The sequence below is a fragment of the Paracoccus sp. 08 genome, from assembly GCF_024105395.1.
In the GTDB taxonomy this organism is placed as follows: Bacteria; Pseudomonadota; Alphaproteobacteria; order Rhodobacterales; family Rhodobacteraceae; genus Paracoccus; species Paracoccus marcusii.
This window is the reverse complement of record NZ_WEKR01000014.1, coordinates 46,875-60,834: the sequence shown is the minus strand read 5'-3', so window position 1 is coordinate 60,834 and position 13,960 is coordinate 46,875. Positions and strand designations below refer to the sequence as shown.

Sequence of the window (13,960 nt, the reverse complement as noted above, 5' to 3'; positions counted from 1 at the left end):
AATTCAAGGTTGCGTTCCGCAGTGCGGAATGGCAGCCTGCTAAGTGGAACTGGGAGGAGTTTTATCATGACCACACCGTCGTATCGCACGGCGCTGATGGCTGCCGGCCTGACCGCAGCCCTTGCCGCCCCCGCCATGTCGCAGACCACGCTGATCTATGGCGAGCCCGGTCCCAACCGCGGCGCGCGCGCCGAGGCGACGCAGTGGTTCGCCGATCAGGTGGCCGAACAGTCGGGCGGCGACCTGACGCTGGACATCACCTGGGGCGGGGCGCTCTTTTCGGAAAAGGCCGCCGTCCAGTCCCTGCGCGACGGCGTGGCCGACCTGGGCAGCGTCATCGGCGTCTATTTCCCCCAGGACATGGTGGCCTACGGCATCGCCGACCTGCCGCTGGACAACCCCGATCCGTGGGTGGGCATGAAGGCCACCGATGCGCTGATGCGCAACAACGAGCAGATCAAGGCCAACCTGGCCGCGCAGAACCTGGTCTATGTGGGCACCTACACGACCTCTGCGGTGCAGATGGGCTGCAAGGGGCCGGCGGTGACCTCGGTCGACCAGCTGGCGGGCAAGAAGGTGCGTGGCGTCGGCGCCTATGGCCAGACCTTCCGCGACCTGGGCGCGACCTTGGTCGACATGAGCGTCTACGAGGCCTATCAGGGCATGGAGAACGGCCTGCTGGACTGCACCCAGACCTATTCCTATCTGGTCGCGGCGCTGAAGTTCGACGAGGTCTTCGACAGCTACACCTTCATCGACTGGGGCCAGGTCGGCGCGCTTGGCATCGTCATGAACAAGTCGATGTTCGATTCGCTGTCCCCCGAGCAGCAGCAGGTCATCATGACCGCGGGCGAGGGGCTGGCCGACGAATTCGGCCGCATCATCGAACAGGCGAACGCCGAATCGATCAAGATTCTGGAGGATGCCGGCAAGGAGATCGTCAGCTTCTCGGACGAGGATCGCGCGCGGCTGACCGAGGCGGGCCAGCCCTACCTGGACGAATGGGTCGCACGGGCGGACGCCGCGGGCCTGGACGGACAGGCGCTGCTGGACGAATACCGCGGGCTGATCGCGCAATACACGCAAGAGCTGGAAACGCAGGGTTATCCCTGGGAGCGCGGCTGATCCCATGCGCGTGATCGAACGGACACTTCTGGACCTGGCCGTCCTGGCGCTGATCGCGCTGGGGTTGGTGATCTTTGCCAACGTCGCGATGCGCGCGTTCTGGGGAACCAGCGTGCCCGATGCGATCATCCTGGTCCGCGAACTGATGGTCGCGGCCATCCTGCTGCCCATGGCGGCGGCGACGGCGGCGCGCAGCCACGTCGCCGTCACCTTCCTATCGGACCGCATGCCGCCGCGCCTGCGCGCGACCCTGATCGTGCTGGGCCATGTCATGGGCCTTCTGGCGCTGATGCCGCTGATCTATGCGTCCTGGCGGGTGGCCGGTCAGGCCTTCGCTTCGGGCGAGTTCTACTATGGCGACCTGAACCTGCCGCGCTGGCCGGGCGTGGCGCTGTTCATGGCCGGGCTGCTGCTGATGTGGGTGCGTCTGGCGATGCTGTTGGTGGGGGACCTGCGGCAGCTGCGCCACGGCGACGTGATCCTGGATGCCGACGGAAACGAGGTGAACTGATGGACCCGATGACGATCGGCCTTGTCGCGATGGCGGCGGTTCTGGTGCTGCTGGCGATGCGCGTGCCTATCGCGTTCGCCCTGGCGGGCGTGGCCAGCGTCGGCACGTTCCTGGTCTATGCCACGCGCACCGGCGCGTGGATGCCGGAACGGGCGCTGAACCCCACCAGCTCGGTGGTCTTCTCGAATTTCTTCGACCTGGTCCATTCCTATGATCTGTCGATGGTGCCGCTGTTTGTGGCCCTGGGCAACATCGCGTTCTATGCCGGCATCACCACGCGCATCTATGACGCGGCGGCGGTCTGGCTGCGGCCGGTGCGGGGCGGCGTGGCGATGGCATCGGTGCTGGGATGCGGCGGGTTCTCGGCCATCTCGGGGTCGTCGATCGCCTGCGCCTCGACGATGGGACGCATCTGCGTCCCCGAGATGCTGCGCATGGGCTATGACCCCAAGCTGGCCACCGCATCGGTGGCGGTGGGCGGCACCCTGGGATCGCTGATCCCGCCATCCGTGCTGTTCATCCTGTATGGCATCTTCACCGAGACATCGATCGCGCAACTGTTTCTGGCGGGCATCCTGCCGGGCATCCTGTCGCTGGCGGGCATGCTGCTGGTCATCGCCTGGTGGGTGAACCGCGACCCGGACGCGGCCCCCCGCGGCGAACGCGGCGATGCAAGCCGGACCGATGCGGCCATCGCGGCTTGGCCCGCGCTGCTGCTGTTCGTGGTCATCGTCGGCGGCATCTATGGCGGCATGTTCACCGCGACCGAGGCCGCGGCCGTCAGCGTCGTGCTGACCACGATCATCGGCTTTGCCCAACGCCGCCTGACGATGGGCGTGATGTGGCGCGCGGTCCGCGAAAGCCTGGTGCAGACCGCGGCGATCTTCCTGATCGCGGGCGCCGCCAAGATCTTCGTCAGCTTCGTCGCGCTGACAGGCATGGCGGGGGCGGTCGTGGGCATGGTGTCGGACGCCGAACTGTCGCTGGCCATGCTGATGCTGGTCGTTGTGGTGATCTATCTGGTGCTGGGCATGTTCCTGGACCCGATCGGGATCATGGTCCTGACGCTGCCCTTCATGGTGCCGCTGATCGAGGGTTACGGCCTGAACCTGATCTGGTTCGGCGTCATCGTCGTCAAGCTGCTTGAGATCGGGCTGATCACGCCGCCCGTGGGCCTGAACGTCTTCGTCGTCAGCAACGTCACCAAGTCGGTGGGGATCGACAAGATCTTTGCCGGCGTCACGCGGTTCCTGGCCGTGGACATGCTGGTCCTGCTGCTGCTGATCCTGTTCCCCATCCTGTCGCTGCTGATTCCGGGGTCCATGTGATGACCCCGGCCCCGGACACGCGCCCCGATTATGAGGAAGACCGCAACTTTGCCACCGCGCTGGCACGCGGGCTGTCGGTGCTGCGGGCGTTCCGGACCGATGATGACGGGCTGAGCAACGCGCAGATCGCGGAACGCACCGGCCTGCCGAAATCGACCGTGTCGCGGCTGACCTACACGCTTGGCTGCCTGGGCTACCTGACGCAGCCGCAGCGCAATGACCGCTATCGTCCTGGCCCGACGCTGCTGGCGATGGGGCATGTGGCGGCGGCATCGCTGGCCTTCCTGGATTCGGCGCAGGGCATGATGCAGGCCCTGGCCGACCAGACCGGCACGCTGGTCCTGTTCGCGGTGCGCGACCGCGACAAGGTCGCCCTGATGCGCACCTGGCGGCCGCAGCGTGCGGCGTCGATCTGGCTGGAGGTGGGCCACCGCCTGCCCATCGCCGGATCGTCGTCGGGCCTGGCCCTGCTCGGCGCCACCACGCGCGAGGAATTCGCGGGCCTGCTGGCCGATCATCCCGAACCGCCGCTGGACGGCGGCACGCTGGAAGATCTGCGGCTCCTGCGGGGCGCTGGACGACGTGCTGCCCGACGACCGCATCCATGCCCATGTCGGCCCCGTGCTGCGCGAAACGGTCGCCCGCCTGCAACGGCTGGTCGGGGCCGACGGCGTGCCCGCCTGGCCCGGCAGCCCGAATGACTGAGAGGTTTTCCCAGATGTCCGTATCCTATGCCCGCCAAGGCCGCATCGGCCTGATCACCATCGACAATCCGCCGGTCAACGCCACGGGCCATGCCGTGCGGCAGGGCCTGATGGACGCGGCGCGTGACTTTGCCGCGGACACAGGCGCAGACGCTGCCGTGATCCTGTGCGCCGGCCGCACCTGGGTCGCAGGTGCCGACATCTCGGAATTCGGCAAGCCTTCGCAGGCCCCGATCCTGCCCGACGTGATCGCCGCCATCGAGTCCCAGGACAAGCCCGTCGTCGCGGCGCTGCATGGCACCGCCCTGGGCGGCGGGCTGGAACTGGCCCTTGGGTGCCATGCGCGGATCGCGGCCCCCGGCACCCGCATGGGCCTGCCCGAGGTGACCCTGGGGCTGCTGCCCGGTGCGGGCGGCACGCAACGCCTGCCGCGCCTGATCGGCACCGCCGCCGCCCTGGACATCATTACCAGCGCCCGCCAGGTTCCCGCCGCGCAGGCGCTGGACCTGGGGCTGATCGACGCGCTGTCGCAGGGCGATCTGACCGCGGACGCGATGGCGCTGGCCGAAACGCTGGCGGGCCGGGCACCGCGCCGGACGCGCGATCTGCCCGCACCCGCCCCCGACCCGGATGCCGCGCAGGCGCTGAAGGCCACCCTGGCGCGCAAGCTGCCCGGCCAGATCGCGCAGGCGACGGCGGTGGACGTGGTGACCGACGGCCTGGCGCGGCCCTTCGACCAGGGCATGGCGATTGAGCGCGCGGGCTTTATGGCGCTGATGGACAGCCCGCAGCGCGCCGCACTGATCCATGCCTTCTTTTCCGAACGCGCCGTGGCCCATCTGCCGCAGATCAAGGGCGTGGCACCGCGCCCCCTGGACCGGATCGGCGTGATCGGCGGCGGCACGATGGGCGCGGGCATCGCGGTGTCCTGCCTGCTGGCCGGGCTGGACGTGACCCTGATCGAACGCGACGACCAGGCGACCGCCCGCGCGCAGGCGACGGTCGGCGACCTGCTGGCGGGGGCCGTCAGCCGCGGCAAGCTGGCCGCCGCGCGCCGGGATGCGATCCTGTCCGGGGCATTCCGCACCGACACGGATTACGCGGCCCTGGGTCAGGCCGACCTGATCGTCGAGGCGGTGTTCGAATCGATGGAGGTCAAGGAACAGGTCTTTGCCACCATCGACCGCGTGGCAAAGCCCGATGCGGTGCTGGCGACCAACACCTCCTATCTGGACGTGGACCGCATCGCCGACGCGACGCGCCGCCCGCGCGACGTGATCGGCCTGCATTTCTTCTCTCCGGCCCATGTCATGCGTCTGCTGGAGGTCGTGGTCGCAGACCGCACCGCCCCCGAGGTTGTGGCCACGGGCTTTGCCCTGGCCAAGCGCCTTGGCAAGATCGCGGTGCGCGCGGGCGTCTGCGACGGTTTCATCGGCAACCGCATCCTGTCGCATTACCGCGCGGCGGTCGATGCGATGGTGCTGGACGGTGCGTCGCCCCAGCAGGTCGACCGCGCGCTGACCGATTTCGGGTTCGCCATGGGCCCCTATGCGGTCAGCGACCTGGCGGGCCTGGATATCGGCGCGATGACCCGCCAGCGCAAGGCGGCCGACCGCCATCCGCGCGACCGTGTTCCGGTCTTTGCCGACCGCCTGTACGAACAGGGCGATCTGGGCCGCAAGACGGGGCGCGGCTATTACGTCTATGCTGACGGCAAGCCGCAGCCGAACCCGGACCTGCACGCGATCCTGGACGCGGTGCGGTCCGATCTGGGCATCACGCCCCGCGATTTCGACGACGCTGAAATCGTCGCCCGCACCATGGCCGCGATGGTGAACGAGGCTGCCCGCGTGGTCGCCGACAGCACCGCGCTGCGACCGCTGGACGTCGATGTGGTGATGCTGAACGGATACGGCTTTCCGCGCTGGCGGGGCGGGCCGATGCACTGGGCCGACGCCCACGGGCTGGACCGCATCCTGTCCGACATCCGCCGCTTTGCCGAAGACGACGACCATTTCTGGCAGCCCGCGCCGCTTCTGGCCGAACTGGTGGCCGACAACCGCGGCTTTGCCGACCTGAACCAAGGAACCTCCGCATGAAACAGCCCGTGATCGTCTCGACCGCCCGCACCGCCATCGGGCGCGCGAAACGCGGCGCCTTCAACCAGACCCACGGGGCCGTGCTGGCCGGGGCCGTGGCCCGCGCCGTGGTCGAGCGCGCGGGCATCGACCCCGCCCTGATCGAGGACAGCCTCTGGGGCTGCGGCTATCCCGAGGCCGCGACGGGCGGCAACATCGCCCGCCAGGCGATGATCCGTGCGGGCCTGCCCGACAGCATCGCGGGCGCCACGGTCAACCGATTCTGCGCGTCGGGCCTGCAGGCGCTGGCCCAGGGCGCGCAGATGGTCGCCCATGAGGGCGCGCGCGCCGTGCTGGTCGGCGGGGTCGAGAGCATCTCGATGGTCCAGCCGCCGGTGCGCCATTCGCGCGAGGCGTGGATCGAGGCGAACCGCCCCGACCTCTACATGACCATGATCGAGACCGCCGATGTCGTGGCCGCCCGCTACGGGATCTTGCGCGAGGCGCAGGATGCCTATGCCGTCGAATCCCAGGTCCGCACGGCTGCCGCGCAGGCCGCCGGGATCTTCGACGATGAGATCATCCCGATGACGGTCACCATGTCCGTCACCGACAAGGCCACCGGTGAGACCGCCGACCGCGACATCACCATCGCCGCCGACGAGGGCAACCGTCCCGGCACCACGCTGGAGGCGCTGGCCAAGCTGGAGCCGGTGCGCGGCGCGGGTCAGTTCATCACCGCGGGCAACGCGTCCCAGCTGTCGGACGGGGCGGCGGCGCTGCTGGTGATGGAGGCCGACCTGGCCGCATCGCTGAACCTGGAACCGCTTGGCGCCTTCCGCGGCTTTGCCGTCGCGGGCTGCGCGCCCGACGAGATGGGCATCGGCCCGGTCTTTGCCGTGCCGCGCCTGCTGGAGCGCCACGGGCTGACGGTGAACGACATCGACCTGTGGGAGCTGAACGAGGCCTTCGCCAGCCAGTGCCTCTATTGCCGCGACACGCTTGGCATCGATCCGGCGAAATACAACGTGAACGGCGGGGCCATTTCCATCGGCCATCCCTTCGGCATGACGGGCGCGCGCACCGCGGGCCATCTGCTGCGCGAAGGCCGCCGCCGGGGCGCCAAATGGGGCGTCGTGACCATGTGCGTGGGTGGTGGCCAGGGCGCCGCCGGACTTCTGGAGATCTTCTGATGGACATGAGCTTTACCCCCGAGGAAACCGCCTTCCGCGACGAGATCCGTGCCTTCCTGAAGGCCGAGCTGGACCCCGCGCTGGCCCGCAAGGTGCGGCTCCATCACGACCTGACCAAGGCCGAGATGGAGGGCTGGCATGCCAAGCTGCAATCACGCGGCTGGCTGGCCGGGAACTGGCCCAAGGAGTTCGGCGGCGCGGGCTGGACCGCGATCCAGCGCCACATCTTCGAGGAGGAATCGGCCCGCGCGCATGCGCCGCGCATCGTGCCCTTCGGCATCGCCATGCTGGGGCCGGTACTGCAGAAATTCGGGTCCAAGGAACAGCAGGACTATTGGCTGCCCCGCATCCTGAACGGCGACGACTGGTGGTGCCAAGGCTATTCCGAGCCCGGCGCCGGATCGGACTTGGCCAGCCTGCGCTGCGAGGCCGTGCGCGACGGCGACTATTATGTCGTCAACGGGCAGAAGACCTGGACCACGCTTGGCCAGCACGCCAACATGATCTTCTGCTTGGTGCGCACCAATGCGACGGGCAAGAAGCAGGAGGGCATCAGCTTCCTGCTCATTGACATGGAGACGCCGGGCGTCACCGTGCGCCCCATCGTCCTGCTGGACGGCACGGCCGAGGTGAACGAGGTCTGGTTCGACAATGTCCGCGTCCCCGCCGCCAATCTGGTCGGCGAGGAGAACCAGGGCTGGACCTATGCCAAGTACCTGCTGACGCATGAACGCACGAACATCGCGGGCGTGGGATTCGCCACCGCCGCGCTGGACAACCTGAAACGCGTCGCCAAGGCGCAGCGCCATCGCGGCCAGCCCCTGTCCGACGATCCGCTGTTCGCCGCCGAGATGGCGGGGGTCGAGATCGAGTTGATGGCCATGTCCACCACCAACCTGCGCATGCTGTCGGCGGCGGCCCAGGGCCAGGCGCCCGGCATCGAGAGCAGCATGCTCAAGATCAAGGGCACCCAGATCCGCCAGCGGCTGGATGCGCTGACTCGGCGCGCCTATGGCGGGCAGGCGATGGCCCTGACGCTGGAGGGCAACGAAGGCCCCGAGGGTGCCGACGAGGCCCTGGCCGCCAGCGCCACCTGGCTGAACAACCGCAAGCTGTCGATCTATGGCGGCTCGAACGAGGTCCAGCGCAGCATCATCTCCGGCGCGCTGGCGAAAGGATAAGCCCATGGACTTTCAGCTTTCCGACGACCACCGCATGCTGCAGGACAGCCTGCGCGGCATCCTGGCCCGCCATTCCGGCGAGGCGCTGATGCCCGCCCTGCAGGAGGCCGGCGTCCCGCAGGCCCTGCTGACCGAGGCCGAGGGCGGCTTCGACGGATCGGGCGCCGCCGTGGCGCTGATCTTCGAGGCCCTGGGCCGGGCGGGCGCGTCCCTGCCGCTGATCGGCACGATGATCGGGGCAGCGGCCTTGGCGCAGGCGGGCCAGCCTGCTGACGATGATGCGACCATCGCCTTCGCCGATGCCGAACCCGGCACGCGTTACGACCGGGGCGTGGCGATCAGCGTCGATGGCGACCGCCTGACCGGGCGCAAGACCATGGTGGCGGGGGCCGAAGGGGCCGCCGCGATCATCGTCACCACCGCCGATGCGCTGTGGCTGGTCGCGCCCGACGCGACGGGTCTGACCGTCCGCCCCTATCCGCTGATGGACGATCAGCGCGGCGCCGACCTGATCTTTGACGCCACCCCCGCCACGCGGCTTGGGGCCTTGGCCGATTTCGACGTGGTGCTGGCGCGCGGCGTCCTGGCCCATGCGGCCTATGCCTTGGGCACGCTGAGCGCGGCGGTCGATCTGACGCTGGACTATCTGCGCACCCGCAAGCAGTTCGGCCAGCCGCTGATCGCGTTCCAGGCCTTAGCGCATCGCGCCGCCGACCTGTCCGTCGAGGTCGAACAGGCGCGGTCCGCCGTCACCAATTTCGCGGGCCATCTGGATGCCGAGGCGCCGCTGCGCGCCCGGCACCTGCAGGCCTGCAAGGTCACCCTGGGCCGGGTCGCGCGGCTGGTGGCCGAAGAATCGGTGCAGCTGCATGGCGGCATTGGCATGACCGAGGAATACGCGCTTGGCGGCATGATCCGCCGCCTGCTGGCCGCCGACACAGCCATGGGCGACGCGGATTTCCACCTGGAGCGCTTCGCGCGCGGCGAGCCCGCCTTCGCATGACCCTGATCCACGGCGAAACCGGCACCCAGTCCCTGATCGGCTATGTCCTGGACGTGGGCTGCCGGGCGGGGGCGGTCTGCTGGCTGGATCTGGACGACCGCCATCTGAACCGTCAGGGCATCCTGCATGGCGGGCTGGCCGCGACCCTTCTGGACAGCGCGATGGGGGCCACGGGCAGCCTGACGGTCGATGCCACGGGCCGCCATCCCTTCACCACGCTGTCGCTGACGGTGAATTATCTGGCCCCGGGCCATCCGGGGCGCGTGACCGCCACGGGCCGCGTGACGGGCGGCGGGCGCGCCACCCTGTTCATCGAGGGCGCCTTGCGGCATGAGGACGGCACGCTGATCGCCACCGCGACCGGCGTCTTCCGCAGGACAAGGGCCGCCCCATGACCGACCTCACCAATCCGCATTGCGAAATCAGCGACCTGGGCGACCGCCTGGTGGTCGAGAACCGCAACGCCGCCCGCCGCAACGCGCTGACGCCCGATTTCTACAAGGGCCTGCACCGCGCGCTGGAGCTGGCCACCGACAACCCCCGCATCGGCGCCGTGCTGATCATGGGCGAGGGTGACTTCTTCTGCGCGGGCGGCGATCTGACCATGCTGATCAAGGCGCAGGAGATGTCCGAGGAGCAGCGCCGCGCCCGCATCGACTCGCTGAACGACCTGATGCGCGCGGTCGTGGCCTGCCCCCGCCCGGTCATCGCCGTGGTCGAGGGGGGTGCTGCCGGCGCGGGCCTGTCGCTGGCCCTGGCCTGCGACATGATCGTGTCGGCCCGCGATGCGCGTTACACGGCGGCCTATGTGAATGCCGGGCTTGTGCCCGATGGCGGGCTGACCGCGGCGCTGACCGCCTGCCTGCCGCCGCAGATGGCCGCATCCATGGCCCTGACCGGCCAGCCCGTCGGCGCCGAACGCCTGCACGCCCTGGGCGTCATCCAGGAACTGACCGAGCCCGGAGAGGCGATCATGGCCGCCATGGCCCTGGCCGACCGCCTGGCCGCAGGCCCGGCCGAGGCGCAGGCCGCGATCAAGCATCTGCTGACCGGCGCCCGCGCCACCCTGCTGGAGGCGCAGCTGGCCGCCGAACGTGACGCGATGGCCACGGCCCTTGCCTCGCGCGAGGCGGCCGAGGGCATCACCGCCTTCCTGGCCAAGCGCCCCCCCGATTTCCGCCGCCTTCGCGAGGATTCATGACCCGTATCCACCAGCTGTTCGACGCCGCCCGCGCGGCCCATCCCGACCGCCCGGCCCTGACCGACGGGACGGGACGCACCCTGACCTATGCCGCGCTGGACGATCTGGTCCGGCGGACGCAGGCGGATCTGGCGGCGATGGGCCTGCGCCCCGGCGACCGGCTGCTGGTGGTGGCCGAGAACGCGGCCCCGGTGCCGGTCCTGCTGCTGGCGGCCAGCCGCATGGATGCGGTGCTGGTACCGGTGAACGCGCGCATGACCGCGCCGGAGCTGGCCAAGATCGCGGCCCATACCGAACCGCGCCTGACCCTGTTCCTGTCCGATGTCAGCGAGCCTGCGCGGCTGCACGCGGGCGATGCGCGCGCCGTCACACTGGCCGGGGCGGCGCTGCATGTCGCGGGGCCGTTCGACGCCGTGCCGGAGCAGGTCGAGCCGCAGGACGCGATGACGGCGGTGATCCTTTACACCACCGGCACGACGGGCACACCCAAGGGGGTGATGCTGACCCACGGGAACCTGATCTTTGGCGGGGAAAGCTCGGCCCGGTTGCGGGGGATGCAGGCGGATGACGTCATCTGGGGCGTGCTGCCGCTGACGCATGTCTTCGGGCTGACCTCGATGCTGGCCGCGGGGCTGGCGACCGGCGCGCATATCCGGCTGGAGCCGCGCTTTTCCGCCGCGCAGACCCTGGCCGCGCTGCAATCGGACGTGACCGTCCTGCCCGCCGTGCCGCAGATGCACGCGGCCATCATGGCCGAGGCGCGCGCCCAGGGGCTGGAGCGTCTGGCCCGCCCGCTGCGCTATGTCAGCAGCGGCGCGGCGCCCCTGGACCCCGACTGGAAGCGGCGGGCCGAGGCGTTCTATGGCATCGCGCTGCAGAACGGTTACGGCATGACCGAGACCACGGCGGGGGTGACCGTCACGAACAACGCCATCGGCGACCCGGACCCGTCGGCGGGCCACCCGCTGCCGGGGGTCCAGATCGCGCTGGACGAAACGATCGGCCGCGAACCCGGCACGGGAGAGGTGCTGACGCGCGGTCCGCACATCATGCGCGGCTATTTTCGCAATGCGGAGGGTACGGCGCAGGTGTTGCGGGACGGCTGGATGCGCACCGGCGATCTGGGCCGGATCGACGCGCAGGGGCGGCTGCACATCGTGGGCCGTTGCAAGGAGCTGATCATCCGCGGCGGCTTCAACGTCTATCCCCCCGAGGTCGAGGCCGCGCTGAACGATCATCCGGCCGTCCTGCAGACCGCCGTGATCGGCCGCGCGCGCGAGGGGGGCGACGAGGATATCCTGGCCTTCTGTCAGCTGATTTCGCCGGATGCGGTGACGGCCGATGCGCTGGCGGCCCATGCGGCGGCGCGGCTGTCGGCCTACAAGCGGCCCACGCGGATCATCCTGACGGGCGCGCTGCCCGCGGCGGCGACGGGCAAGGTGCTCAAGCACCGCCTTGTCGCGCATTTCGCGGACCTGTTGGGTCTTTAGTCGTCCAGCACCAGGCGGTGCATCGGCGGATAGAACTGGCGGGCAAACGACACAGGCAGCGAATCCAGCGTGTTGACCCGCTCGATAGTCATCACCGGCGTGCCCGGATCGATGGTCAGGTTCACCGCACAGGATCCGCTGGCCCCTTCGGCCAGGATCGAAAAGCGACTTTGCGTGACGGGCAGGCTGCGGGCCAGCCATTCCTGCGGCGGTTCATGCGCGAACAGGTGGAAATCGGGCAGGGCCAGCGCGCGGGGGTTCAGCCAGATCGCCTCGCAGCAATGGGGGCGGTCGTCGGCCAAATAGCGCGACTTGACAAGCAGCATCATGTCGTCGGCATCGACCTGCAGCGCCTGCATGGCGGCGGGGCTGGGGTTGCAGGGCAGGCATTCGGTCATCTGATAGGCATAGCGCGCGCCAAGCGATTCGATCTCGTCGCGCAGGACCGGCAGCGACAGGGTCGTGCGGCGGGACGTGGTGGCGGTCACGCGGGTGCCCACCTTGCGGCGGCGCTGGATGATGCCGCTGTCGGCCAGCTCACGCAGCGCACGGTTCACCGTGGCGCGCGCGCAGCCCATCTCGATCGACAGAATCTGTTCGGTGGGGATCAGGCTGCCCGGCGGCCATTCGCCTGATCTGATCCGGCCCAGCACATCCGCGCGGATCGCCTGCCATGTGTTGAGTCGCCGCCGTTCGGCGTCGACGCCGGAAGAGCGGATCGTAACGGACGAACCTTGGGACAACTTGGCCATTTTGAAGAACTCGTGACATATACCTGTCCCGATTTGATAAATGATACGCACAAGAATGGAAGCTGTCCAATTCGCCATGCGACATCCCGGCTGGCCGCGGGCCGGGGAAAAACCCCGGGCGGACTGGCGCGCGACGCTTTCCTTTCGCAGGATGTCTGATAAATGCAGATCGTGCAAGCATGATGGCGGATTTTCGATGCGCTCGACCACCCATCCCTCGGTGACACCCGGACCCGCGACGCTGACATCCTGGGGCGTGCTGATGGCGATCAGCCTGTGCCACATGATCAACGACGTGATGCAGTCGATGCTGGCGGCCATCTATCCGCTGCTGCAGGTCGAATTCGACCTGTCCTATGCCCAGATCGGCGTGATGACGCTGGCCTTCCAGGTCACCGCGTCGCTGCTGCAGCCGCTGATCGGGATGGCCACCGACCGCCACCCGCAGCCGCGGTCGCTGCCCTTCGGCATGGCCTCGACACTGTGCGGCGTGCTGATGCTGGGCATGGCCGAGGGCTATGCCTGGCTTTTGTCGGGCGCGATGCTGATCGGCATCGGATCGGCCGTGTTCCATCCCGAAAGCTCGCGCGTGGCGCGGATCGCGTCGGGGGGGCGGTTCGGCACCGCGCAGTCGCTGTTCCAGTTGGGCGGCAATGGCGGGCAGGCGCTGGGGCCGCTGCTGGCCGCGTTCATCGTGGTGCCGCTGGGCCGTCCGGCCGTGGCCTGGTTCGCGGTCGCGGCCGCCCTGGGTGCCGCGATCCTGTGGCAGGTCGGCAGCTGGGCCGAGGATCGGCGCCGCGCCAGCACCGCCACCCCCGACCGTACGCTGCGCCTGCCGCGCGCCACGGTGATCCGCGCCATCGCGGTGCTGGCGGTGCTGGTCTTCACCAAGAACATCTACAGCGCCTCGATGAGCAGCTATTTCACCTTCTTCACGATCGACAAGTTCGGCCTGTCGACCCAAGGCGCGCAGATCATGCTGTTCCTGTTCCTGGCGGGCATGGCGGCGGGCGTCATGCTGGGCGGGGTGATCGGCGACAGGGTCGGGCCGCTGACGGTGATCTGGGTGTCGATCCTGGGCGCGCTGCCGCTGACGCTGGCGCTGCCGCATGTGGGGCTGGTGCCGACGGGCGTGCTGGCCGTGCTGATCGGGCTGGTGCTGGCATCGGCCTTTCCGGCCATCGTGGTCTTTGCGCAAGAGCTGGTGCCGGGCCGCACCGGCATGATCGCGGGGCTGTTCTTCGGCTTCTCGTTCGGCATGGGCGGGATCTCGGCCGCGGCGCTTGGGGTGCTGGCGGATGCGCAGGGGATCCGGTCGGTCTTCCTGCTGTGCTCGGTCCTGCCGGTGCTGGGGTTGCTGACGATCCTGCTGCCGCGCCGCAGCCTGGGCTGAG

At 69.2% G+C, this 13,960-nt stretch carries 13 protein-coding genes; 12 read left to right on the top strand and 1 reads right to left on the bottom strand.

Translation table 11 applies throughout. From position 1 onward, the window contains the following. Positions 1–66 precede the first annotated feature (66 nt). From GBO37_RS06800 to GBO37_RS06750, 11 genes are read left to right on the top strand one after another with little or no spacing between them, the layout of a single operon-like run. Entirely contained in the window at positions 67–1,125 is a 1,059-nt protein-coding gene (locus tag GBO37_RS06800) for a C4-dicarboxylate TRAP transporter substrate-binding protein (protein WP_046000728.1), read from the top strand. Positions 1,126–1,129: 4 nt separating this feature from the next. After that, positions 1,130–1,636, top strand: a complete 507-nt coding sequence (locus GBO37_RS06795; protein WP_252928019.1) for a TRAP transporter small permease — start codon at positions 1,130–1,132, stop codon at positions 1,634–1,636. After that, positions 1,636–2,964 (top strand): TRAP transporter large permease, encoded by a 1,329-nt coding sequence (locus tag GBO37_RS06790; RefSeq protein ID WP_045980969.1) that lies wholly within the window; start codon positions 1,636–1,638, stop codon positions 2,962–2,964. Before GBO37_RS06795 ends, GBO37_RS06790 begins: the two co-directional genes overlap by 1 nt. Next, on the top strand, positions 2,964–3,665 hold the full coding sequence (locus tag GBO37_RS06785; protein ID WP_252928017.1) for an IclR family transcriptional regulator: 702 nt from the start codon (positions 2,964–2,966) through the stop codon (positions 3,663–3,665). Before GBO37_RS06790 ends, GBO37_RS06785 begins: the two co-directional genes overlap by 1 nt. Positions 3,666–3,682: 17 nt before the next feature. Continuing rightward, entirely contained in the window at positions 3,683–5,767 is a 2,085-nt protein-coding gene (locus GBO37_RS06780) for a 3-hydroxyacyl-CoA dehydrogenase NAD-binding domain-containing protein (RefSeq protein ID WP_252928015.1), read from the top strand. Beyond that, entirely contained in the window at positions 5,764–6,939 is a 1,176-nt protein-coding gene (locus GBO37_RS06775) for an acetyl-CoA C-acyltransferase (RefSeq protein WP_252928012.1), read from the top strand. Before GBO37_RS06780 ends, GBO37_RS06775 begins: the two co-directional genes overlap by 4 nt. Next, positions 6,939–8,120: an acyl-CoA dehydrogenase family protein gene (locus GBO37_RS06770; protein ID WP_252928010.1), complete on the top strand. Its 1,182-nt coding sequence runs from the start codon at positions 6,939–6,941 to the stop codon at positions 8,118–8,120. The genes GBO37_RS06775 and GBO37_RS06770 overlap by 1 nt, the downstream gene beginning before the upstream one ends. Positions 8,121–8,124: 4 nt before the next feature. Next, positions 8,125–9,123, top strand: coding sequence for an acyl-CoA dehydrogenase family protein (locus GBO37_RS06765; RefSeq protein ID WP_127897727.1), 999 nt, complete (start codon positions 8,125–8,127; stop codon positions 9,121–9,123). Next, entirely contained in the window at positions 9,120–9,518 is a 399-nt protein-coding gene (locus tag GBO37_RS06760) for a PaaI family thioesterase (protein ID WP_127897728.1), read from the top strand. The genes GBO37_RS06765 and GBO37_RS06760 overlap by 4 nt, the downstream gene beginning before the upstream one ends. Beyond that, the gene (locus GBO37_RS06755) at positions 9,515–10,324 is read left to right on the top strand and encodes an oxepin-CoA hydrolase, alternative type (protein WP_252928009.1); all 810 of its coding nucleotides are present in this window, start codon (positions 9,515–9,517) and stop codon (positions 10,322–10,324) included. The genes GBO37_RS06760 and GBO37_RS06755 overlap by 4 nt, the downstream gene beginning before the upstream one ends. Next, positions 10,321–11,814: a class I adenylate-forming enzyme family protein gene (locus tag GBO37_RS06750; RefSeq protein WP_252928006.1), complete on the top strand. Its 1,494-nt coding sequence runs from the start codon at positions 10,321–10,323 to the stop codon at positions 11,812–11,814. The genes GBO37_RS06755 and GBO37_RS06750 overlap by 4 nt, the downstream gene beginning before the upstream one ends. Here the strand turns inward: GBO37_RS06750 and GBO37_RS06745 are convergent. After that, complete coding sequence (locus GBO37_RS06745) at positions 11,811–12,557, bottom strand: GntR family transcriptional regulator (RefSeq protein ID WP_252928005.1); 747 nt, start codon at positions 12,555–12,557, stop codon at positions 11,811–11,813. The genes GBO37_RS06750 and GBO37_RS06745 overlap by 4 nt on opposite strands. Positions 12,558–12,762: 205 nt before the next feature. Here GBO37_RS06745 and GBO37_RS06740 point away from each other — a divergent pair, with 205 nt between their 5' ends. Then, a complete protein-coding gene (locus GBO37_RS06740) occupies positions 12,763–13,959 on the top strand; it encodes an MFS transporter (protein ID WP_127897732.1) in 1,197 nt (398 codons plus the stop codon). Position 13,960: the final 1 nt, after the last annotated feature.